Genomic DNA, 22,486 nt, shown 5'->3' with positions numbered 1-22,486 from the left:
GAGTCCAGCCTCGGAGGATAGCCCTTCTCGCAACAGATCAAGAGGCCGGAGCCCAATCCTCTGACTCTTGTCCCAGGAGAGCGTACCGGTTATCCTGGCGCGGGCTGTTGATCGGCACCTTGATCCGAGCGGGAGCGACCGATGGAGAAACCGAGCCTGGCCGATCGGTTGATCGCCCCGCTCACCTTACTGGAACGCTCCCGAGGCTGGAAGCGTCGCGGTCTGGTGTTCCTTTATGCGTTGATCGCCCTGATCGTCGGCGTCCTGGGCTGGCGCGAGTTGAGTTTGTGGCGTCTGCCCAACGCCCCCGAGCCATTCGACCTCGTCCGGTTCGGGCGGGTCGAGGTGGCCGACGCGGACAATGCGATGGTCGCGTATCGACCGATCTTCGCGAAGTTCGGCAACCTGGCCCCCAGGTCCAATCAAGCCGGCGACAAGGCCTGGGAGGTGTCCGACTGGTCGGCCGCCGATCCCGAGGTCCGCCGATGGGCCGAGGATCATCGCGACGCCCTGACGGCCTGGCTACCGGCCAACGACCGAACCGACTCGCTGCTGGTCCAGCCCGAAGACTTGACGATGTCGACCATCCTGGAGCCGGCGCAGAATCTGCGATCATATGTACGGCTGGCCTTCCTGGAAGGCTCGCGACTCGAACAGTCAGGCGACCTGGCGGGGGCCTGGTCGATGTATCGGGGGGGACTCCGGGCGAGTCGTCATGCCGGCAGACATGGCGGGGCCATCCAGCGCCTGATCGGTAACGCGCTCCTGAGGAAAGCCCGCGTGAGGGTCGATGCCTGGGCCGAGAATCCCGGAGTGTCGACCGAGTTGCTCCGTCAAGCGATCACCGATGTCGAGGAGTGCATGGCGATGACCCCGCCGGCCTCGGAGATGGTCCGGGCCGAGTACTTCTCGGCGCGCGATAGCTTGATCCGGCCGGAATCCTGGCGAAGCATGGAAGAATGGAGTCGAGAATCCGAAACGGAGTGGATCAACCAGATCGAGGTCGTGCGATGGGGACGAAGGTTCCTCAAGCATGAGCCCGAGCGTTCCTTGCGGGTCCTCCGCCTGATCACCGCGGGGTATCTCGCCCAGTGCGATCGACGGTCGATGCTCCGCCCCAGGCTCCTGGCCTCGCAATGGATGATCTACGACCACGATTCCCGAACTCCGCCATCGGTCCGATCGATCTCGCCCCAGGCCCTTGAGGCCTGGGCCAAGGATTCGGCGCTCCTGTACATCGGCCCATTCAACAGCACGCTCCAGGGGCACTTCGACGCCGAACCGGGGATTTTCGACCACTTCCGCCTCCGGATGGCCGAGCGGGCCTTCGAGATCGAGCATGGCCGTCCACCGAAGACCTATGGCGAACTCCTGGGCCCCTATCTGAAAACCCTCCCCGAGGGGATCGAGCCCGGAGACCCGGCGAATCCGTCTCCGGGATGAGGTTTTAAATCGTCTCTGTTCGAGCAGTGCCGGGATGATCGGAGTCCGGGATTCGAGCCGAGCGGGAGCGAAAGATGGAAAAGCCGAGTCTCGCCGAACGGTTGATCGCCCCGCTGACACTCCTCGAAAAGTCGAGGGGCTGGAAGCGGCGAGGGCTGGCCTTACTCTACGTGATGACCGCCCTGGTGGTCGGCTCCTTCATTTGGCGTGAGTTGAGCGTGTGGCGACTTCGCAACGTGCCCGAGCCGTTCGACGCGGCGAAGTACGGTCGGCTCAGTATCCCCGATGCGAATAATGCGCTGGTGGCCTATCAATTGGTGATCGACAAATTCGGCAAGCTGGAGACGAGGGGGTATCAAGCCCCTCCGAAAGCCTGGGAGGTGTCGGATTGGGCCAAGGCCGACCCGGAGGTCCGTCGATGGGTCGAGGACCATCGGATTGCCCTCCCGGCCTGGCTCCTGGCCGGCGAGCGGACCGATGCGCTGCTGGTCGAGCCCGAGGGTCGTCGGTCGTCGATGCTGCTCGGCGCGGTCCAGGAACTCCCCCCTTATGTCCGGCTGGCCCTCCTGGAAGGGTCTCGGCTGGAGCAATCGGGAGACCTGTCCGGTGCCTGGTCGATGTACCTGGGGGCACTCCGAGCGAGCCGCCACGCCGGGGGGCACGGCGGTTGGAGCGAGCGTCAATATGGCAATTCGTTCCTGAAACTGGCCCGCGCCCGGATCGAAACCTGGATCGAGAATCCCGGGCTTACACCCGATCACTTCCGACGCGCGATCGTCGATGTCGAGGCCTGCTCGGCGATGACCTCGCCCGCCTCGGAGATGGTCCGTGCCGAGTACTTCTCGGCCCTCGACGCCCTGAGCCGGCCCGAGGAATGGCCCAACATGATCGACGATGGGCCAGATTCCCGGATGGATCCGATTAATCAGTTTGAGATCGTCCGGTGGGGCCGCCTCTTCCTCCGCCGGGAGCCCGAGCGTTCCCGGCGGGTCCTCCGGCTAATCGTGGCGGGCTACCTCGCCCAGTGCGACCAGCCTCCAACTTCTCGACCGAAACTGGTCTCGCCCGAATTCATGATCTACGACCACGATCACCGGACACCCAGGGCGGTCCGCGCGATGTCTCCGGCCGAGCTGGAAGCCTGGGCGAAATCCTCGACCAAGATTGGATTCTGGAATTTCAGCAACCTACTCCAGGCCCTCGTCGATTCCGAACCGGGTGTCCTGGACCACCTCCGCCTCCGGATGGCCGAGCGTGCCTTCGAGATCGAGCATGGCCGCCTGCCAAAGACCTATGGCGAACTTCTCGGCCCTTATTTGAACTCTCTCCCCGATGGGATCGAGCCCGATGACCCGGCGAATCCGGGGGCGGGATGAAGCTCGGGAGCCTGGCCGCCCCACGCGCCGGACCCGGCTTAGGCCCCGGCCGCCGCGGGTACTTCGCTCCTGCCACTGACGAGGTAGAGCACGGCCATCCGGACGGCCAGGCCGTTGGTCACCTGGTCGAGTATGGCGGACTGGGGGCCGTCGGCGACCTCGGGAGTGAGTTCGACCCCCCGGTTGATCGGTCCGGGGGCGAGGACCAGGAGGTCGGGCTTCCCCTTGGCGAGCCGCTCCTTGGTGATCCCGTAGAAGTGGGAGTATTCGCCGAGCGAGGGGAAGAGGCCCCGCTCCTGGCGTTCTCGCTGGATCCGGAGGGCGTTCAGGACGTCGCAGCGCGGGATGATCTCGTCGAGGTGGTGGGCGACCTCGCAGCCGAGGCGTTCGAACCCCCGAGGGACCAGGGTCGGCGGTCCGCAGAGGATGACCTTGGCCCCGAGCTTGAGCAGTCCCCAGATGTTCGACCGGGCGACTCGCGAGTGCCCCACGTCGCCGATCAGGCCGACGGTCAGCCCTTCGATCGTCCCCTTGGCCCGGCGGATCGTCATCAGGTCGAGCAAGCCCTGGGTGGGGTGCTCGTGGGCACCGTCTCCGGCGTTGATGATCGAGGCCTGGACGTGCTGGGCCAGGAGGTGGGGGGCGCCGGGGGTCGGATGGCGGACGACCAGGATGTCGGCCCCCATCGCCTCGATATTCTTGGCGGTGTCGATGAACGTCTCCCCCTTGGTCAGGCTGGAGACGCTGGCGGAGAACTCCTGGACGTCGGCCGAGAGCCGCTTGGCCGAGAGGCTGAAGCTGGTCCGGGTCCTCGTCGAGTTCTCGAAGAACAGGTTGAAGACGATCCGCCCTTGCAGGGCGGGGACCTTCTTGCGACTCCTCCGCGAGACCTCGGAGAAGGAGTCGGCGGTGTCCAGGATGCCGAGGATCTCCTCGCGCGAGAGTTCCTCCAGCCCGAGCAAGTGCCGGCGATTCCAGGAGGGGGCCGTGGCGATCATCGAATGGGCTCGCTGTTCGAAGGGGGCGAGATCCGGACGATCTCGTCGACCGGATCGACCGGCCGGACCCGGACTCGCACGGTCTCCGAGCGTTTGGTCTCGATCTGGAGCCCGACCACGTCGGCCCGGATCGGCAACTCCCGGTGCCCTCGGTCGACCAGGGCGACCAGCCGGACCCGAGCCGGTCGGCCGAGATCGCAGACGGCGTTGAGCGCGGCCCGGACGGTCCGCCCGGTGTACAGGACGTCATCCACGAGGACGATCTCGGCACCGTCGACGGGGAACGGGATCTCGGTACCGAGCAGGACCGGCCAGCGGTTGCCGCCATCGAGGTCGTCCCGGTAGAGCGTGATGTCGAGGGCCCCGACCGGGACCGGCTGGCCCAGGATCGCGCCGAGTTTCTCGGCGATTCGCTCGGCGATCGGCACGCCCCGGCTGCGGACCCCCACCAACCGGAGCGGGACGCCGGGTTGGAGCCCCTCCGCGACCCGGCCCGCCAGCGAGTCGATCGCCGCCTCGAGGCCGGCGGCGTCGCAGATGATCACCTCGGACGGACCCATCGGCAGGACTCCCGATCGCGGCCTTGCATGACTCGCGAATCGTACCACCGAGAATCCGATGGAGCAACCGCCGAGGCAGGAGTGCCGAAATCCGCTCGCGAACACCGACGGCCCCGATTCGCGACCGTCTGCTCCGCGAGAGCTTCGGGATCACCCGATCTCGGGACCGGGCGATGCCGGGGCCTCATGAGCCCTTCGGGTCACTTCTTGCCGCCCTTTTTCAGGTCGAAATCCTTGGTCTGGCTGCCGGATTCCACCTCGGCGGTCAGGCCCGAGGAATTGGCGTCGAGATAGGTCTTCGAGATCGCCGACTTCGCGACCGGGGCCGGCATCCCGGGCATCGCCGTGTTCAGGGCGCTGGAATCCACGTCGGAGATGGCCACCTTGTAGCTGCCCACGACGGCCCCATCGCCGGGCTCGGTCGTCTGGAGGCTGTAATAGCCGTTGGAGTCGATGGCCCCCGTGGCGTTGGGGCGCTGGGAGTCCGTCGCGATGAAGGTGACGGTCCCTTTCTTGAGCGGCTCTCCCTCGACCGTGACCGTCCCCGAGACGCGGCCCATGACGGGACCGTCCGAGCCGCAGCCGGACGCGGACAGGATCGAGAGCAGGGCGATCCCGAGCACGATTCGAGGACCAGGGAAGGGGGTATGGATGCGGTTCACGAGCAGAATCTCCTCGGTATCAGTGCAAAGCCGCCCCGGCACCTGGCCGGGGCGGCATTCGTCAGGAATCGACTTCGGCCACGAGCAAAGGGCGATCAATAAGCGTCGGCCGAGATGATCTCGCCCTTGTCGCGGGTGCTCAAGGCCTGGTAAATGTTGAAGTTGATGGTGCTCTTGAGGAACTTCACCGAGCCGTCGGCCATGGCGAAGTTCGCCCCGCCCGGATGGAGGCTCCGGAACGAATACTGGCGGGTCCAGTTCTCGACGTTGGCGACCGGGAGCTTGTAGTTGAGGGGCACGCCCGTCGTGCCGATCGACGCGTTGCCGCCCACCCAGGCGTTCCACCGGGTGACCTTGCGGATCTGCTCGCCGATCATCAGCGTGTTCGAGGTGCCGTCGGTCACCATGTTGATCCCGACATTGGCACCCCAGGCCCAGAAGATGCCGCTACCGGCCGGGGAACCATTATCGAGCTGCGGGTCGGTGACCCGGGCATGACCAAGCTGGGGGAGTCGGCAGGGCAGATTCAGGTCGTTGCAGAGGATCACCACGCCGAGGCGATCGTTCAACCCGCCGGCGCACGCCAGGCAGTTGTCGCCCATGTTCCCGACGTAGGAAGTCCCCGCGGCGTCGAGGCCGATCAGGTCGTCCGGATTGGTGTTGTCGATGTTGGGGCTGTCGTCCGAGGGGCAGATGAATGCGTTCAGGACCGTCACGCGGATGGTCTTGTTGGGATCACCGACGGCATACTGCTGGCCCCAACGCCAGCCCCCGCCGATCTGGGTGCCCATCATCATGCTGAAATTGGTGGAGTTATACAGCGACTGTTGCTCGAGCTGCGGGAGCATCTGGACCAGGAAGCTGCTGTTGTTCCAGGCCAGGCCCTGCGGGCCGAAGACCGGGTGGAGGTACATCGTGGTCGGGAACTTGCCGCCGATGTCATGATAATTGTGGCAGGCGAGACCCAGCTGCTTGAGATTGTTGACGCACTGGGCTCGGCGGGCCGCCTCGCGAGCCGCCTGGACCGCGGGAAGAAGGAGGGCGATCAGGACCGCGATGATGGCGATCACGACCAGCAATTCGATCAGGGTAAAACCTCGGGATCTTCTGCTTGACATAAATTCAACCTCCGGAAAAGAAAAACAACGGGAAGAGGGAGTTTTGTCCGGGGTATTCGATGGAGCAGACGAGGTCCAGTCTAGCCTGGACGGATGCTGCTCCCCGCCACTTCCGCGGAGAATCAAGCCGTTTTCCGCCGCGGACCGTCTACGCAAAGTCACGACCGAACCCGGCCGCCCGGGAGTCCGGACGACTTAGATTGGCTTGCGTATTTTCGCCGACTTCGATCAGTGACGTATCGAACAATGCCTCGCAGAACGGATTCTGGATCCTGATGATTGGTGAGTCAAGCGAATAATCGGCCGAGAATCTCGAAATGTTCGGTTTGATATCCCTTTCGCCGGTTTTGCGTGGAATCCTGATTGAGCCGTGGAGACGCGTTTCTCCAGGCAATGGCGGCTGGAATCGCGCTTAATTTCCTGACGACCTTCTCGTCAGCCTTGCGTCGGAGACTTCACCTCGGGGGCTTCCGGTTCGGATTCGAGCACGGGATCCTGGGGCGGGAGCCAACGGAGGCGACTCGCCTCGTCCTCGATCTTTTCCACATCCGCCACGCTGATCTGGTATTGCTCGGCGAGCGCAGGGAGGTTCTTGGCGAGGATCCGCTCGATGATCGCTTTATGATCGGCCACTCGCTTGTCGAAAGCCGCCGTATCGCCGATCGGCAGGCTGGCCTCGTCCATCGGCAGTTCCCGATTGGCTTCCTGGACCGCCAGGGCCCGGATGTCGTGGGCCTTGTGGAAGACCTCTCTTCGCTTCTCCAGCGGGATGTCGACCGTCTTGAAGTCCGGCGGCAGCTGGAACCCCGAGTTGTCGCCCACGGTATCGACGGCCCCGTCGGACGTATTCGAGCCATCGGTCGATACCTTCCCGCAACCCGCCGTCGCCAGGGTGAATGCGACACCGAGGGCCATCGACATGACGGCAAGAATCCGACCACCGCGCGTGGTTCGAATCGACCTGGCCACGGAACCTCGTCCCATGATTCGACTCTCAATCTCGAAGATAGTGAACTAGTCAGGTTGGTGAAGCGGGGTCACCGGACGCTCGCGTCGGGCCGCTTCCCAGCCCAAGAATGTCAGGTCCCTCCGCAAAAAACCACAGAAATGCCAGATCGGAGTCCGCCCATATCAAGGCCGGGGCCGATCGAGGCTGGGCGCCGGCCCCGAGGCTGTCCGACTTTCCCCCGGGGCTCCGAATGCTTACAGTAGGCGAAGCTAGGAGAAGCCCCCCGACGCGACGGAGGTATAGTCCCGCGATGCAGATCATTCTGGCCAATCCCCGAGGCTTCTGCGCCGGGGTGAACATGGCGATCGAGAGCCTGGAACGTTCGCTGGACTTCTTCGGCGCCCCGCTCTATGTCTACCACGAGATCGTCCACAATAAGTATGTGGTCGAGCGATTCAAGAGCCGGGGTGTGAAGTTCGTCGAGTCGCTGGAGGAGGTCCCCGAGGGCGCCCCGTTGCTCTACAGCGCCCACGGAGTCTCGCCGCAGATCCGCGAGGAGGCGCGGGGCCGGAACCTCCGGGCGATCGACGCGACCTGCCCGCTGGTCACGAAGGTCCACCTGGAGGCGGTGAAGTACGCGCGAGAAGGGTATACGATCGTCCTGATCGGCCATGAAGGCCACGACGAGGTGATTGGCACGATGGGCGAGGCGCCCGACCGGATGATCCTGGTCGAGACCGCCCAGGACGTCGAGGCGCTCGACCTCCCGATCGACACCAAGGTCGCCTACCTGACCCAGACCACGCTCAGTGTCGACGACGCCAACATCGTGATCGCCGCCCTCCGCGCCAAGTTCCCGAGGATCGCCAACCCGCCCAAGGACGATATCTGCTACGCCACCCAGAATCGCCAGGAGGCCGTCCGAGAGCTCGCCGGCCGGGCCGACGTGGTCCTGGTCCTGGGGAGCCAGAACAGCTCCAACAGCAAGAGACTCGCCGAGATCGCCCGCTCACTCGGGCCTCATGCCCACCTGATCGACGGCGTGTCCGACCTGGACGTGGACTGGTTCGAGAAGGCCCAGACCGTCCTCATCACCGCCGGGGCCAGCGCCCCCGAGGACGTGGTCCAGGAGTGCATCCGGTATCTCCAGAATCAGTTCGATGCCACGATCGTCGAGGAGTGGGTCCGCGAGGAGAGCGTCCACTTCCCCCTCCCCAAATCGCTCCGCGAACTCCTGCCCCCCACCTCGGCCACCCTCGCCTCGGCCGAGTGAACCGATCGGGACGGCTCCCATGCGGGGACCCGGAATGGTCCCCGCCGGGATGGCCCGGCCGGGACCCTCACGCGGGTTCGTCCAGTTCCGTCGGCTCCAGGGTCGTCGCCTCGACCAGCGCCGAGTGGCCCTGGCGGGCGGCCAGCCAGCCCCGGAACATCTCGATGGCGGCCGGGACGACCGAGATCGCGATGATCGCGATCAGCACCAGCTCGAAATTCTTCTGGACGAAAGGCAGGCCGCCGAACCCCCAGCCGGCCAGGAGGCAGATCAGGACCCAGGAAATCCCGCCGACGATGTTGAACGCCAGGAATCGGCCGTAGTTCATCCGGCCCACCCCGGCGACGAACGGCGCGAAGGTCCGGACGATCGGCACGAACCGGGCGAGGATGATCGTCTTGCCGCCGTGACGGTCGTAGAACTTCTGGGCCTCGGTCAGGTGCTTCTTGTTCAGGAGCCAGGACCCCTCGCTGGCGAAGACCTTCGGGCCGAGCTTGTAGCCCACCCAGTAGTTCACCGCGTCCCCCAGGATCGCCGCGACGATCAGGAGCCCGGCGACCAGGGGCAGGCTGATCGGCGAGTTGGGGCTGGCACTGACGGCCCCGACGGCGAACAGCAGCGAGTCGCCCGGCAGGAACGGCACGGCCACCAGGCCGGTCTCCGCGAAGATGACCGCGAACAATAGGACATAGAGCCCCGGCCCGAGCGACAGGGCCAGGCTGTTCAACGACTCGGGCTTGGTGAGCATGCGGATCGAGTCGATGATCTGTCGGAGGAAGGCCATCGCGGACTCCGTGGCGGGCGGGGGAGGATTCGGGGAGGTGTGGGATTCAACGCGGAGCGGTGGCTTCTTCTTCGCGAGGGCGGACGGGCAGTCGAACGTTCCGGATCCCGGCGGCGTTGCAGGCCGAGAGGACGTCGGCGAGATCCTGATAAGCGAGCTTCGCGTCTCCCCGGATCAGGACCCCCTGGTCGGCGTACCGCTTCCGGGCCTCGGTCAAGGCCTCGGTCAGGGCTTCCAGATTCAGGGTCCGGTCGTTCAACGCGACCTTGTTCGGGGCCAGGATGGCGAGCGTGAGGTCGTCGGGAGCCGCCGTCATCGGGGCGGCGCTGGTGACCTCGGGCACGCCGATGTTGAACTCGTTCTCGTCCCAATCATAGAGCTTGGTCGCCGCCATGAAGAAGACGAGCAGGCAGAGCACGACGTCCACCATCGGCGTCATGTTGATCTGAGGCAACTCGTCGGATTGGAGCCGATCGGCGAGCATCCGGGGTCCCTTCGGAGGATTCAGCCTGATCGGTCAGTAAACCCGCGACTCATTCCGGACGTGGTCGACCCGCCGGTCGACCGGCCGGAGCGCCTCGCCGGAGACCTGGTCGATCACCCGACGCGTGAGGTCGTCCATGTCGCGGACCAGGAGGTCGACCCGGTTGAGGAGGTAATAGTACGCGACCACCGAGGCCACCGCGATGCCGAGCCCGATCGCCGTGCAGACCAGGGCCAGGCTGATCCCCTGGGCGAGGGCCTCGCTCTTGCCCCCACCGACCTTGCTGCCGATCGCGTCGAACGACTGGATCATCCCGATCACGGTCCCCAGCAGGCCCAGCAGGGGCGCAAGCGTGGCCGTGCCGTTCAGGACCCGGACATTCCGCCGGAGGTCCAGGATCTCGCGGGCCGAGTCGTGGTCCACCGCCTGGCGGATCGTCGAGGCGGGCTGGCCCCAGTACCGGACCACGTGGCCGAAGACGCGGGCCATCGGGCTTTCATTGGACCGGCAGAGTTCCATCGCCCGATCCCTGTCCAGCTTCCCGGCCGACAGCCGTTCCAGGAACCGGTTCACGAAATCCTTGGGGATCACCCGACCCCGGCGGAGCCCGATCATCCGCTCCAGGGTGTACCCCACGGTGACGATCGAGCAGATGCCGAGCAGCCAGAGCATCGGGTTGGCCTGGCCGAAGAGGACGAGGATACTCCGGCGACCGACCCCGCCGGCCGCCGCCTTCGCGCCAGGGTCCGATGCCTTCGACGAAGGGGGAGGGGGGGCGGACTCCAGCCGAGCCGAGGCCGTGGGGGAATCCGGTTCGGAAATCCGGCCGGGTTCCTGCGCCGGGACGCTCGCGGTCATCATGAGGGCCACGAGGAGGACGAGCCGAGCACGCCGGCCAAAACATCGGGCCGCAACGACTCCGAGATCGAGGATCCGGGTCCGGAGCGAGGGTTCGGCGAGGCCTTCGCCGGATCTGCCGTTTGCCACGTGGAAGCCCGTCCTGGTTTGAAGGCAGAAGGAACCGCGCCTTCCGATCCCCGACGACCCCCAAGAGCGAGGTCTCCATCGGTGAATCCCGGCCCAGCACGCAATCTTGCCGACTTTTACGACACGAAGAAAAGATCGAAAAAGTCCGAGCAGCGAGGGTTTCGACCGAGAGCGAATCCGTGCCGAGGCCGCGATCCTATTCCCCCTCTTGCGACTGGATTCTAGCGATTAGCCCCAACCTGTCAATTCCGAGCGTCCCGGAGGAGCACGCCTCCGAACGGGAGGGAGAGCAACGCACGAATCCGAGGTCCGTCCCCGGATCCCTCGGATTCGCGCGTCATCGGCGAGCTTACGGCTCAGTTCTCTTCGTCGCTGTCGTCGTCCTTATCCTCTTTGAGCTGGGCCTTCAGTTGATCCACCTCGGCCTTCAGCTTCTCGATCTGCATTTCGAGCGATTCGATGACCTTGGTTTGCGCACCGCGAGCCGAGTCTCCCTTCTCGCGAGCGGCTTCCTTCTTCTTCATCTCGACCTTGACCTGCTTCGCCTCATCCCTGGCCTTCCTGGCGTCTCTCTCGGCGAGTTCCCGGGCCTTCTTGGCCTCCATTCGGGCCTTGTTCGCTTCCGCCCTGCCTTCTTCGGCGGCCTTCCGGGCTTCGGACTGGGCTTGCTTGGCCTCCTTCTGGAGCTTCGAGGCCAACTCCCCCTTCTCGGAATTGATCGACTCCATCTTCTTGGCGAACTCGGAGCCGGGGCCGAACTTGACCTCCATCTCCTTGCCAAGCTTCTCCATCTTCTTGACGAATTCGGAATCGGGGCCGAACTGCTCCGCCATCTCCTTGGCGAACTTGGAATCGGGGCCGAATTTCTCCTCCATCTCCTTGGCGAACTTGGAGTCGGGGCCGAACTGCTCCGCCATCTCCTTGGCGAACTTGGAGTCGGGGCCGAACTGCTCTTCCATCTCCTTGCCGATCTTCTCGCCCAGGGCCTCGATCTCCTCTTCCTTCGGGCTTCCCGCCTTGGCCCGGGCTCGTGCCTCGGCCCTCGCCTTGGCCTTCACCGCCTTCTTCTTCTCGGCCTTGGCGGCTTTCTCGTCCTTCGCTTCATCGTCGTCGTCATCGTCGTCATCGGCATCGTTGTCGTCATCGTCTACGATGTTCAAGGCGATCGGCGGGACCGGGGGCACGGGAGGAACCGGAGGCACGGGAGGGACCGGAGGCACGGGCGGGACCGGGGGCACGGGCGGGACCGGGGGCACGGGCGGGACCGGGTCGAGCGAAGCTTCGGCATCGGGCTTGACGACGTCATCCTCGTCGGGGATGGCGGCCCCGGCCATGGTCCAGGAGGGTAGGGCCATGATCGATAGGAGGAACGCGGAGGCGAGGCTCAGGGTGGGGACTCGGCGGTCGACTCGTTCACGCAAGATCATCGTCAGTCTCCTTTCGAAGGATTGGCCGGTGCCCACGACGCCCAACGCGGGCGCCAGTGCCTTGGCCGGGGTCAGGTTCGTGCAGATGCTGAGGAGTGATTCCGCATAGGAGAGGCGGTCTTCGGGCGAGGCCCAGAGGGCCCAGGCGTCGCAGGCCAGTTCGGCCTCGTGGTCGATCCGGCGGCGGATCAGCCAGTAGATGGGGTTCCACCACCAGGCGAGCCCGGCGGCCAGTTCGAGGCGGCGGACCCAGTGGTCGCCACGTCGGAGGTGGGCCAGTTCGTGGGCCAGGATCGCCCGCCATCGTTCGGAGTCGAGCGACTTGAGCAGGTTGGCGGGGATCAGGAGGATTGGTCGGCCCAGGCACCAGATCAGCGGAGAGCCCAGGCGGGGGACGACCCGGATCGGCGGCACCCGGAGGTCGAGCCGATCGCCGACACGTTGAGCCTCCTCGGCCAGCCAGGTCGGGGGCGGGGTCGATTCTCGGAGGAGCCCCCGGAACCGGACGATCCTCCGGGCTTGACCCAAGCCCAGGACCATCGAGACGACCAGCCAGGTCGATACGACCCAGGGCCTTGGATCGGGCCAGGCCCATCCGGCGGGGTCGGCCGTCGGAGGTTCGGGAGTTGAGGCTTCCGGCTCGACGACGTCCGAGGAATCCAACATCACCAGGGCTAGTTCCCCGGTCGGTTCGGGCTCCAGGGCGGCCGGTGCCGGCTCATCCTCCAGGATCGCAACCGGAGTGGGGATCGGGATCTCATCGGAGATTCGCGAGACTATTTTTTCGGCCGGGGACGGGGCACCGGCCATCGAGTAGGGGATCGACCAGGGCCAGTGGATCAGGGGCGGGGTGATGAGCTTGATCAGCACGATGACCCAAATCGCGTGCCTCGCCGCCGGGCCGGGCGTGAGCCGTCCCACCCGGACCACGAGCGCGGCAACCAGGGCCAGGGCCGATGCGACCAGCGTCGTCTCGGCGAACCAGCGGAGCAGGCCATCGGCCATCGTCGTCATCGTCACGAAGTCCGGCATCGAAGTTCCTCCTTCCCGACTCTCGACCTCACGACTTGCCCTGATCCGCCCTGGCCCGGTCGATCAGATCCTGGAAGCGGGCCAGTTCCTCGGCCGTGAATCGGTGCCGCTCCACCAGGGCCAGGACCAGCGGCGCGGTTTCGCCGTCGCAAAGCTCGTCGGCCGCCTCGCGGAGCCGACGGCCCAGCAGGTCCTCTCGCGAGACCGTGGCCCGATAGACGTGCGGGATCGCCGACGAATCGCTCGCGACACAACCCTTGCCCGCCAGGCGGGAAAGGAGCGTCGAGACCGTCGTGTAAGCTCGCTGCCGACCCCGCGCCCCCAGTTCCCGACTCACCGCGATCACCGGAGACGGCCCGATGTCCCAGAGGACCTTGAGAACCTCAAGCTCCAGCTCGCTCAGACCCGGATGACCCGTCATTGTCCGACCACTCCTCGTCCCCATCCCGGCGATCCTCAAAGGCCGGGATGTCTTCTACGTCACGTAGAAGTTTCTACTACAACTCGTAGAAGAGAGCAAGGGGGTTGTCCGAAAAGAATCGGATTTGAGAGTCTTTCGCGTGAAACGGCGGATTCTTGGGCGAGGACGACTTATCGCCCGCATTCGGGATCAATGGGTGATTCGACTCGCTCGAATGGTCGTCGTCACGAGACCGGGGTAACGACTGCCCCGTCCCGGGCCGGACCGGGAATGACAAGGCGGAATGCCCATCGGGAACGAAAAAAGCACCCGTTCGGGAGCACATGCTGTGCTCCCGAACGGGTGCTGAACTCGGAGAAGCTGCTGGGGGATCGAAGGCTTAGTCGCCACCGATCGCGGCGGCATCGACCGGGAGCTGCTTGTAGAGGGCGGGCAAGCGGCTACCGGCGGGGGTGAGCAACTTGCTGTAGACGGTCCCGTCGATCGTCTCGGAGATGAACCTCGCCGAGCCGTCGCAGAGCAGGACGTTGATCCCGCCCGGGTGGTTGCTGTTGGGGTAGGGGAAGGTCCCTTCGTCGCCCAGGTTCAGGCCATAGTTGATGCTTTCCAGGACCGAAACCGCGTCGTTATTGACGACCTTGTTATTGGCCAGCTTCCATCCGGCCTGGTCGAATGAGCCGTTGCCGATCTGCGCCGCGGTCAGAGAACCCAGGCCGTTGGTGCCGCTCCATACGCGATCCGAGCCGATGAAACCAACATAGTTGGGGTGGGGGCAGGACCAGTTCGTCGGCACGCCGGAGGTGAAGACGCCGCCACCCGAAGCCCCGCCCAGGACGCTCTCGGAGGCGAGGATCGTGGTGCTGGATCCGTCGACGATAGCCGCCGAGCCGGAGCGGTGATCCCAGGGATAGTTGCCCTTGTCGGTTCCCAGGAACATCACGCCGGTCTTCTTGTTGTTGCTCTCTCCCCATCCGGGACCGGTCAGGTTGTTGGCGGGAAGGTTGGCCGGGGTGCCGTCGGTGGGGGTCCAGCCGTAAGAGGCCTGGGTGTTGCCCGAGCCGACATTGGCGTGCCAACGGGTGAAGCCCATGTTCACGACGTAGGAGAGGTTGCCCTCGCCCGGCAGGGCCGTGAGGTCGTCTGGGCACTTGAGGATCCCGATGCCCGTGTTGCCGATGGTGAAGTTGGTCGGGTTGCCGGCGGACAGGGGGGTCGTGATATCGTTATAGACTTGCGTCTTGTTCCAGGCATTCGACAGGTCGACGTTGTCGATATAGGGGAGGACGTCGACGACCCAGCTATAGAGCGGGACCGAGCTGGAGAAGGGCTTCGAACTCGCATCGGGGAAGCAGCCGTTGATCACGGAGCCCGTCGGGCCTGCGGTGGGCAGGGTGCCCGCCAGGCCATCGCCGAAGGTCCCGGCGTTGGGGTAGTAGTTCTTGGCATTGAGGAAACCGTTCAGGCCGAGGCCGACCTGCCGGAGATTGCTGACGCACTGGAGGCGGCGCGCCGATCGGCGAGCGGCCTGGACGGCGGGCAGGAGCAGGCCGATCAGCACGCCGATGATGCTGATGACGACCAGCAACTCGATCAGCGTGAAACCACGACGGCGACGCGTCATCGTAAGATCCTTTCTCGCGGAAGTGTGGGGTCCACCCATTCTAACGGGGCGAACATCGAGCGAACAAGACGTCTCGTTTTGTCAAGATCCCGGGGCCGCCGACGAGAAGTCCGACGGCCCGGGACGTCGGATCATTCGATCCGGCGGCGATAGGTCACGCAGTCGCGGAAATTGCCCGGGTAGTACGGGTTGAACCCGGTGGCCCTGGTCCGGTCGATCGTGAAGAACGACCGGTAGCGGACGTTCCTGCCGGCCGCGAGCCCGAGCTCGCCGCCAAGCTGATCGGCAATCCCGAGTTCGGGGGTGCCGACCTTGGTCACTTCGAAGAAGCCGACCGTGATCCAGACGGCGAACTGATGCGTCCGGACCGTAGACAGATTCATCACCTTCTGGAGGAGTTCCGTCCGGTAATAGGGATGCTGGCGATTGTTCTTCAGGACGAAGTCGTGCTGTCGATAGTTCCCCCCGAGGACCGGGCCGGGACCGCCCCCTCGCTGGATCGTGCTCGGGTTATAAGCCGTGCTGTTGGGCGGCTGCGGCGCGAAGTTGGTCCAGGGGTCGCTCGTATCGGGATGATTCGACGGGGAGATCAGCTCCGCGTACGGATCGGCCAGGAAAAGGTTGGCGAGCGATCCGGCCCCGTTCAGGTTGGGGTCGCCCTTGGTGCTGGCGTTGCTGGTCGCGAACTGGTCCGGGGGCTGGAACAGCCGACGGGGCGGGATCGGCGGGACCGGCGGGATCACGTTGCCCCCGGTCTTCATCCCGACGGTGTAGCCCGGGTTGTAATGCTTCATGTTGGGGAACACCAGGTCCAACCAGGGGAACCGCACTCCCGGATCGCCGACGTAGCCCGGATTGGCGACCGGGACGGCCGGGACCGGGAAGGGGTTTCCGGTGGTAAGGCTGATGGAGCTCTGGATCGGGCTATTCCCGCCGGTCACCGCAGGATCCTGCTGGTAGTAATACGGCGGCGGGAACGTGAGCGCGGAAGCGGCCGGCATCGGGGTCGCCGGACGCATGATGGTGTAATTGATGTCGGGATAGGTGAGCGATCGGTACGGCTTGTCGGCCCAGACCTGATTCTGGTTGCCGCCGAGGAGCACCTGGGCCATCGTCCCGGGTGCGGTGAAGGGGGCCTGGTGGCCGTACAGGAAATTCGTCCCCCCATCGCGGAGCTTGATGAAGTCGGCGAAAGCCGCCTTCATGCCGGTGATGGTGTTCTGATTGAACCCCGCGTACGAATAGGCCGGGTCGGGGTAGGTGAACCCGCGACCCACGAAGTTCGGCGTGGGATTGAACGTGATCCCGTTGGAGACCTGAAGGACCAGATCGCTCTGGACGCCGCCCGGCACGTAGGCGGTGTGGGTCGCGTTGTTGGGATCCGAGATCGGATAGTTGCTGATCACGTTCCCGTAATAATCAACCTGCGAGATGATCTGAGGGAGGATCGCCACGGGGTTCAACCCGCTGTTGGCCAGGTTCAGGTTGTTGATGTAATAGCCGTACTGGGCCAGGGCGATGTTGAGCCGGGGGTCGTCGATCAGGCCGAAGAAGACCTCCTCGTCCACGATCAGGTTGAGGTTCATCAGGCCCGGCCGACGATCGGCGCGATACCAGTCGAAATTCTCTCCGGCGTCGGTCGTCCCGATGGCACCGTTGGCCGAGTTGGGCACCTCGAAGAAGTCGAACATCCGGTACCAACCGGTGCCGGTCCAGCCGCCGAGCTGCGCCGGATATGGCCCGGCGGAGGCCCCATCGGCGGTGTCGGTGCTGGGATTCACAGAGGCGGCCGTGTAGTAGAACTTGTCGCTCAGGTACGGGAACGCATGCGGAGTCGCCGCGACGAACTTGGCCCCGCCCTGGTAATCGGACTTCTTGGCCGGGATCGTGGTCAGCGGGGACGAGGTATTGCTCGGGTCGCGGATCTGGGTCGCGAAATCGAAGGCCTTCTCGGCGAATTGTTTGGTGAACAGGCCGGGGGGACAGCCGGGGACGAGCAGCAGCTCGGCCACGCTGCTGAAGTCGCGGTCGTGGAACGGGAAGTAGTCCCAGGCGGGATCGGCCGGGTCGTTGATCGCTCCGATCGTGCCGAAGACCTCTCCGCCCACGATCACGCCCTTACCACCGCCGTTGTTCGCCCCGTAGTAAGCGAAGGAGTTGTTGAGATTGTTGGCCGCGGGAGCCGTCTGCTCGGAATAGCCCCAGGCCGTGGGGGGCATGGGGGCCTCCTGGGTCACCGGCGTACCGGCGGATCTCACTGGTGCCCTGAGCGGGACATTGTGCCCGCCCCGATAGGGCTGAAGACGCTGAACGGAGAAGAATTGGAACGCGCTACCGGGAGCCGTGCCCGTCTTGAGCTGATCCGTCAGATTGCCATTCACCATGACCGTCTGCCCGGATGTTGCGGTATAGGCGCGATACGGGAATCGCATCGAATCGACGACGACCATCTCGGTCCCGGGATTGAACGGGTTGGCGGGGCGTCGGAGGTGGATCCAGTAATACTGGTCCTCGGGGGCCGTCGTCGGAGAGTTCGGGACGGGGAAGAAGGTATCGGGCAGGGTCACGTCGGGAGGCCCGATGATCGCCGGGACCGGGTCGCTGGCGTTGGTCGGCAGGGGAGACCCCAGCACGAAGAAGCTGTCGCCGATCCGCTGGTTGACACCGGCGGCATTCTTGCCGGCGTCGATCCCGCTGCCGGCCGGCCGGCCCCCGGAGGTCCCACCCGAGATGGTCGGGCCCCCGTTCCTCAGGGCGGGGATGTACTTGATCGCGGTGTCGCCGACATTGTAGAGGCCGGTCGCGATCGAGAGGCTCCAGCCGAAGGAGGGGGTCGGGAGCTTGGCCGAGTTGGGCGGAGCCACGCTGCCCCAGGCCGAGATGGCCGTCGGCGGCACGGTCGATTCCGTCCCCTGCGGGAGCGGATTGGTGTCGATCTGCCCCGCCGTCACGTTCGCGTTCGTGGTATTCCGGTAGGCGGTCGAGGCGACCAGGCCGGCCAGGGCCGGGATGTTGCCGGTGACGGGGTCGGGGCGACCCTGGGCGTCGGTGTCGGGGGTGACGATGAAGTCCCAGCCGGCGAGGTTGAGGTCGCCCGAGCCCGGCTGGGCACCCGCCGCCGACCCGACCGGGTTATGCGACGTGTCGTCGGCCAGGGTATTGACGAGCTCGACATAGAACCGGGGCGTGATCGTATTGGTCGTCGTCGCCATCGTTGGGGTCGGGCTGCTGTTGAACTGGTAGGCCAGCACCTCGTTGATGGCGATCGGGCTGTACTCCATCCCGTACTGGACGAGGTAGAGCGAGCGAGCCCGGGGCGTCCCCGAGGAGTTGTCGGTCATCGCCGCGACCCAGCCCGCCGAGGGGTTGGTCTGCTCCAGGGCGATCATCGGGTCGAACGGGAAGAACCGATGCTGGTTGGTCGGGGTCGTGCCGTTGGCGGGATCCCAGGCCGGATAGACGGAAATCTGGGGCACCCCGACCTCGGCGAACTTCACGCTCGACGGGGCGGTCGGGGTCGCCGGGACGATCATCAGGTCGGTGTTGACGAACCGGGTCATCGTCGCGTCCGGGTCGCGGAAGTCGAGGATGTTGACCACGAACTGGCTGAGTGCGGCCAGTTCCTGCGGGGTGTCCACCGCCTGGGGCGGGAGGGTCGCCTTGAGCAGTTGATACGCCTCTCGGCACCACTTCTGGCGGACCGGCTCGGCCGGGTCGCTGGCGATCGGCAGGGGCATGTTCAGGTTGATCCGACGATCGCGGTGGGCCAGGGCCGGCGTGTTGGCCGGGGGCGGCACCACGTTGCCCGAGGCGTTGTAGCCGTTGTTCGTGTTCGGGTAGTGGGGCGAGTTGGTATTCACGACCGCGTTGAGGAACCCGCCCTGGCTCACCAGCAGGGGCAAGGTCTGGGTCAGGACGTTGTTCGAGTTGCTGGGGTCCGGATAGGCGTAGTTATTCGAGGTCACCGACGGGTTGGGGTTCAGGTAAGGATCGGTGGCGATCGGCGAGAGCGGGGCGGGCGGGGTCGTCGCGACGATCGGCGCATCGAGCGTCGGGTTCGGGACCCCTTCGACCGTATTCACATTGGCGAAGTGGCTGACCGGGGTCGTGTTCGGCACCTGGTTCAACCCGGCGATGCTGGCATTCCCGAACGAGGCGAACCGGCTGTTGTAAGGGTACTGGGGCTGGGTGAAGGGCGCGGTACCGGTGGAGTAATTCGCGGCGTTGAAGAAGATCGGGTTGTCGTTGGACCAGACGAAGCTGTTGGGCTCCCACGATTCCAGGCCGAAGAGGCGGCGACGCATCTGGCCGTCGATCGGGTTGGTGAAGCTGATCGGGGCGAGCTGCGAGAGCCGGCTATTCAGGGTCGAGCCGTCGACATCCTGCTTCCGGTAGAGCCACTCCAGATCGGACGGGCCGAACGGCTGGTCGTGGCGGTTCGGGGTGTACAGGTTCATCTCGTCGGCCTCATCCTTGTTGAGGCTCCCGAGCGGATATCCGTTGGCCACCAGGGCCACGCCCGCGTTGTTGGCGTTGTCGAGGAAGGGCCCGTTCTCGGTCGTCAGGTTGTTGGGGCCCGGGCGGCCGAGCAGCCACGGGCCGCTCGCCGAGTTCACCGAGGGCGACATCGTCGGCGCGGAGTTGGGCCAGAGCGGATAGACGCCCCCGGTTTGGGTGGCCTGGGTCAGGTCGAAGGGCATGGCCCCCATGACCCCGATCTTCGCGAGCTCGGCGACATTGTAGGTCGTCGGGTTCGAGTCGGGGGCCGGCGCCCGGAAAGACTCGTAGGAATGGAACGGATTATTGGTCCGGTTCGGCATGGTCGGGTTGCCGAGCACCGCCATCCGGTAGGCGTCGATCCGATACGTGCTATCGGCGGCCATGCTGGCGGCCAGCGGGTAGCCGACGTCGTGGGGCATGCCCGGCGGGCGGAAATAGCGGAAGTAGCTGACCCGGCCGTAGGCGTCATTGGCCATCCCGAACTGATCATAGAGGTCGTTCGGCCGGTTCATCCATTCCATGACCCGACCGTTCCCCGAGGGATCGGACGGCGTCAGGAACCGCCGAGCCCGCTGCGAGGCCACGGCCACCTGGCCAGCGGAGTCGTAGTAGCTCGCGTATTCGGCTATGGCCGCGCCGAAGCCGGGGCCGAACGAGTCGAAGTCATCGTCGAGGGAATCGCCGGTCGGCTGGAAGGAGTTCGAGATGTTTGGGGTCGCCGCGTTGTAGAACGAGCGGCCCGCGCGGACCGGATTGGTGTAGACGAACGGGGTGAAACCGATCGAGGAGAAGATCGATTGCTGGATGCTGAGAAACTGGGGGATCCCTTCGGGCTCGCCCCAGCGGCCCGCCACCGGAGTCACTCCGAACTTGTTCACGAAGGCCTGGGTCGGGTCGGCATTGTAGCCGTTATCGAACTGATCGATGACCATGTTCGGCATGAAATACCGATTGCCGTTCATGGCGACCCAGTTTTGCTCCGTCACTGTGTTGGTTGGGTTCGTCGGATTGTCCTGCGGGATGGTGCCCGCCAGGAGGGCCCGGAGCTGGGTGAGGGCCACGTCGATCCCGGCGTTGTCGATCTGGCTCCAGTAAGATGTCCCGTTGTAGTTATCCGAGAGGGTGGGAGCGAAGCCCGCGACGGTCACGTTAGGGCTGTAGACGTTGGCCGGGGCGTTCTGGAGGGCGTATTTGGGATTGATCTCGTTGACCGAGGCCCCGAGGTGGGAGGCGTGGTCCCAGGTGGGGGCATCGTAGTACGTCGCCGCGAAGGCAAGCTGTCGGCTGACCCCGAGGGTGGTGGCCGCGGCCTGGCTGGGATAGGTGTCGCTGTATTGCGGATCGCGAGCCTGGAGATTGCCGACGGTGTTCAGCGGCATCCGCCCGTTCTGGCCGATGATCATGAAGGCGAAGAGCGGCTTGAAAAGCTTGCCGCCCGAGTCTCGCTGGACCGGATAGCCGAGGTCGAGCCAGACCGAGTCGCTCACTCCGTCGCCGTCGTTATCGACGTCGTAGGTAATCTTGCCGGTGCTCGGGTCCGGACTGCTCGGGTCGGTCGGGAACTGCGGCGAGTTGTCGACCCGCCGGGGCCGGAGGATCTTGGCGATACCCGCCACGGCGTTCATTTGCTCCTGGGCGGTGCCCCCGACGAGCCTGGACGACCAGTCTTCCGGGGTCAGGATGCTCGGGCGATGGAACGAGGGGATGACGACCTGACCATCGGCGCTCTGGATGGCGAGGAACCAGTTCTCCAGGTCGCAGGCGTCGTAGTCCTCGTCCATCCCGATCACGTCGGGGTCGCCGAACCTGACGCCATTCAGGCCGGCGGGGAAAGAGGCCAGGGTCGTCGGGTCGTAGGACGGATTGACCAAATTGCCGTTGGCCCGGAAATTCCCGTAGGCCGCCGCGTTGAACGGGACCAGGGGGGGGAAGGCCGGGGTCTGGCTATTATCCACCGTGGGGATCAACGGCCGGGAGAGGCCCGGGCCGTTGAAGGCCCGCATGTAGCGGCCATCGAGGACGAAGTTGGTCCCGTTGGCCGGAGGGGTCAGTCCCACCTTGAATTTGTCCAGGCTCGGGTCGTTCGCCTCGAGCGGGTAGTTCGGCAGGATGGGGTTGTTGTAGAGGTTCGTGCCGCCCTCGACCGGGGCGAGGGTCAGCAGGTGATTGCCGTTGGAGAACGGGTCGGTCCCGGTGTCGTCGTCCTCGACGACTTCATAGGTCTGCGAGAGGGTCCCGAGCTGATTGCCGCCGTTCTTGTTCGTGAAGTAGGTGTTGGCGAGCTTGACGATCCATCGGGTGAAATTCATCCCGTGATATCGGTAAGAATTGCTCGCGGTGGGGATGTTGGTCTGGATCTGGATGTAATTCTGGGGCCGGTTGGCCAGCGCGGGGGTCAGGAGGTTGCTCGAATTGCTGTAGGCCTGGGAGTCCCCGAAGAAGAGGTTCTGCCTGGTCCCGTCGTTGAGCACGACGTGATCGAGGAATCCCTGCCTCTCGGCGGCGACGGTCCCCCGGAAGACCGAGTCGTTGCCGTACATGTCGCGGAGCAGGCTATGCCCCCGGAGGGCCGAGAGCGGGTTGTTGGTGTCGTTGATGAGCTGGCCGAGGGCGAAGTCGAAATACTGCTCGGCCCCGGTCCGGGCTTCCGACTGGCTGAAGTTCCTCGCGTTGATCAGCGACTGACCGGCGAACGTGGCGAACGTGACGCCGATCAGGGCGAGGAGCCCGAGCATCCCGAGGATCAGGACCAGGACGATACCCCGGCGTCTCGCGCCGCGGCCCAGAGTGTTCGCGAACATCGGCCAACCCTCCTCAGCCCGGCCCGACCCCGGTGGGGGTCGGGCAATCA

15 protein-coding genes are annotated in these 22,486 nt (G+C 65.3%); 3 read left to right on the top strand and 12 right to left on the bottom strand.

Annotation, left to right across the window (positions count from 1 at the left end; translation table 11 throughout):
- The first annotated feature begins 141 nt into the window (after positions 1–141).
- The gene (locus tag P12x_RS16230; protein WP_435005349.1) at positions 142–1,443 is read left to right on the top strand and encodes a hypothetical protein; all 1,302 of its coding nucleotides are present in this window, start codon (positions 142–144) and stop codon (positions 1,441–1,443) included.
- Positions 1,444–1,517: 74 nt separating this feature from the next.
- Positions 1,518–2,819, top strand: a complete 1,302-nt coding sequence (locus P12x_RS16225; RefSeq protein WP_435005348.1) for a hypothetical protein — start codon at positions 1,518–1,520, stop codon at positions 2,817–2,819.
- A 38-nt stretch (positions 2,820–2,857) separates the two neighbouring features.
- Here the strand turns inward: P12x_RS16225 and P12x_RS16220 are convergent, their stop codons facing one another.
- From P12x_RS16220 to P12x_RS16200, 5 genes are all read right to left on the bottom strand, one after another.
- Positions 2,858–3,817 carry an aspartate carbamoyltransferase catalytic subunit gene (locus P12x_RS16220; protein ID WP_435005347.1) on the bottom strand — a complete coding sequence of 320 codons (960 nt, stop codon included), beginning with the start codon at positions 3,815–3,817 and terminating at the stop codon, positions 2,858–2,860.
- On the bottom strand, positions 3,814–4,377 hold the full coding sequence (gene pyrR, locus P12x_RS16215) for a bifunctional pyr operon transcriptional regulator/uracil phosphoribosyltransferase PyrR (RefSeq protein ID WP_435005346.1): 564 nt from the start codon (positions 4,375–4,377) through the stop codon (positions 3,814–3,816). Before pyrR ends, P12x_RS16220 begins: the two co-directional genes overlap by 4 nt.
- 200 nt (positions 4,378–4,577) lie before the next feature.
- Positions 4,578–5,039: a hypothetical protein gene (locus P12x_RS16210; protein WP_435005345.1), complete on the bottom strand. Its 462-nt coding sequence runs from the start codon at positions 5,037–5,039 to the stop codon at positions 4,578–4,580.
- Between the two features lie 95 nt (positions 5,040–5,134).
- Positions 5,135–6,157, bottom strand: a complete 1,023-nt coding sequence (locus P12x_RS16205) for a DUF1559 domain-containing protein (protein ID WP_435005344.1) — start codon at positions 6,155–6,157, stop codon at positions 5,135–5,137.
- Positions 6,158–6,592: 435 nt separating this feature from the next.
- Positions 6,593–7,078 carry a hypothetical protein gene (locus P12x_RS16200; RefSeq protein ID WP_435005343.1) on the bottom strand — a complete coding sequence of 162 codons (486 nt, stop codon included), beginning with the start codon at positions 7,076–7,078 and terminating at the stop codon, positions 6,593–6,595.
- A gap of 338 nt (positions 7,079–7,416) precedes the next feature.
- On the opposite strand from P12x_RS16200, the gene ispH reads away from it, so the two are divergent.
- The gene (gene ispH, locus P12x_RS16195) at positions 7,417–8,379 is read left to right on the top strand and encodes a 4-hydroxy-3-methylbut-2-enyl diphosphate reductase (RefSeq protein ID WP_435005342.1); all 963 of its coding nucleotides are present in this window, start codon (positions 7,417–7,419) and stop codon (positions 8,377–8,379) included.
- A 67-nt stretch (positions 8,380–8,446) separates the two neighbouring features.
- Here the strand turns inward: ispH and P12x_RS16190 are convergent, their stop codons facing one another.
- From P12x_RS16190 to P12x_RS16160, 7 genes are all read right to left on the bottom strand, one after another.
- A complete protein-coding gene (locus P12x_RS16190; protein WP_435005341.1) occupies positions 8,447–9,163 on the bottom strand; it encodes a VTT domain-containing protein in 717 nt (238 codons plus the stop codon).
- A 46-nt stretch (positions 9,164–9,209) separates the two neighbouring features.
- Entirely contained in the window at positions 9,210–9,647 is a 438-nt protein-coding gene (locus P12x_RS16185; RefSeq protein WP_435005340.1) for an ExbD/TolR family protein, read from the bottom strand.
- Between the two features lie 33 nt (positions 9,648–9,680).
- The gene (locus tag P12x_RS16180) at positions 9,681–10,634 is read right to left on the bottom strand and encodes a MotA/TolQ/ExbB proton channel family protein (protein ID WP_435005339.1); all 954 of its coding nucleotides are present in this window, start codon (positions 10,632–10,634) and stop codon (positions 9,681–9,683) included.
- Between the two features lie 356 nt (positions 10,635–10,990).
- Positions 10,991–13,093, bottom strand: a complete 2,103-nt coding sequence (locus P12x_RS16175) for a M56 family metallopeptidase (RefSeq protein WP_435005338.1) — start codon at positions 13,091–13,093, stop codon at positions 10,991–10,993.
- A gap of 28 nt (positions 13,094–13,121) precedes the next feature.
- Entirely contained in the window at positions 13,122–13,514 is a 393-nt protein-coding gene (locus P12x_RS16170; RefSeq protein WP_435005337.1) for a BlaI/MecI/CopY family transcriptional regulator, read from the bottom strand.
- Between the two features lie 379 nt (positions 13,515–13,893).
- A complete protein-coding gene (locus P12x_RS16165) occupies positions 13,894–15,135 on the bottom strand; it encodes a DUF1559 domain-containing protein (protein ID WP_435005336.1) in 1,242 nt (413 codons plus the stop codon).
- 131 nt (positions 15,136–15,266) lie between these two features.
- Positions 15,267–22,436, bottom strand: a complete 7,170-nt coding sequence (locus tag P12x_RS16160; protein WP_435005335.1) for a hypothetical protein — start codon at positions 22,434–22,436, stop codon at positions 15,267–15,269.
- Between the last annotated feature and the right edge of the window lie 50 nt (positions 22,437–22,486).

Source organism: Tundrisphaera lichenicola (assembly GCF_051175385.1).
GTDB lineage: Bacteria > Planctomycetota > Planctomycetia > Isosphaerales > Isosphaeraceae > Tundrisphaera > Tundrisphaera lichenicola.
The sequence above is the reverse complement of the archived record's forward strand: the minus strand, read 5'-3'. Positions and strand labels throughout refer to the sequence as shown.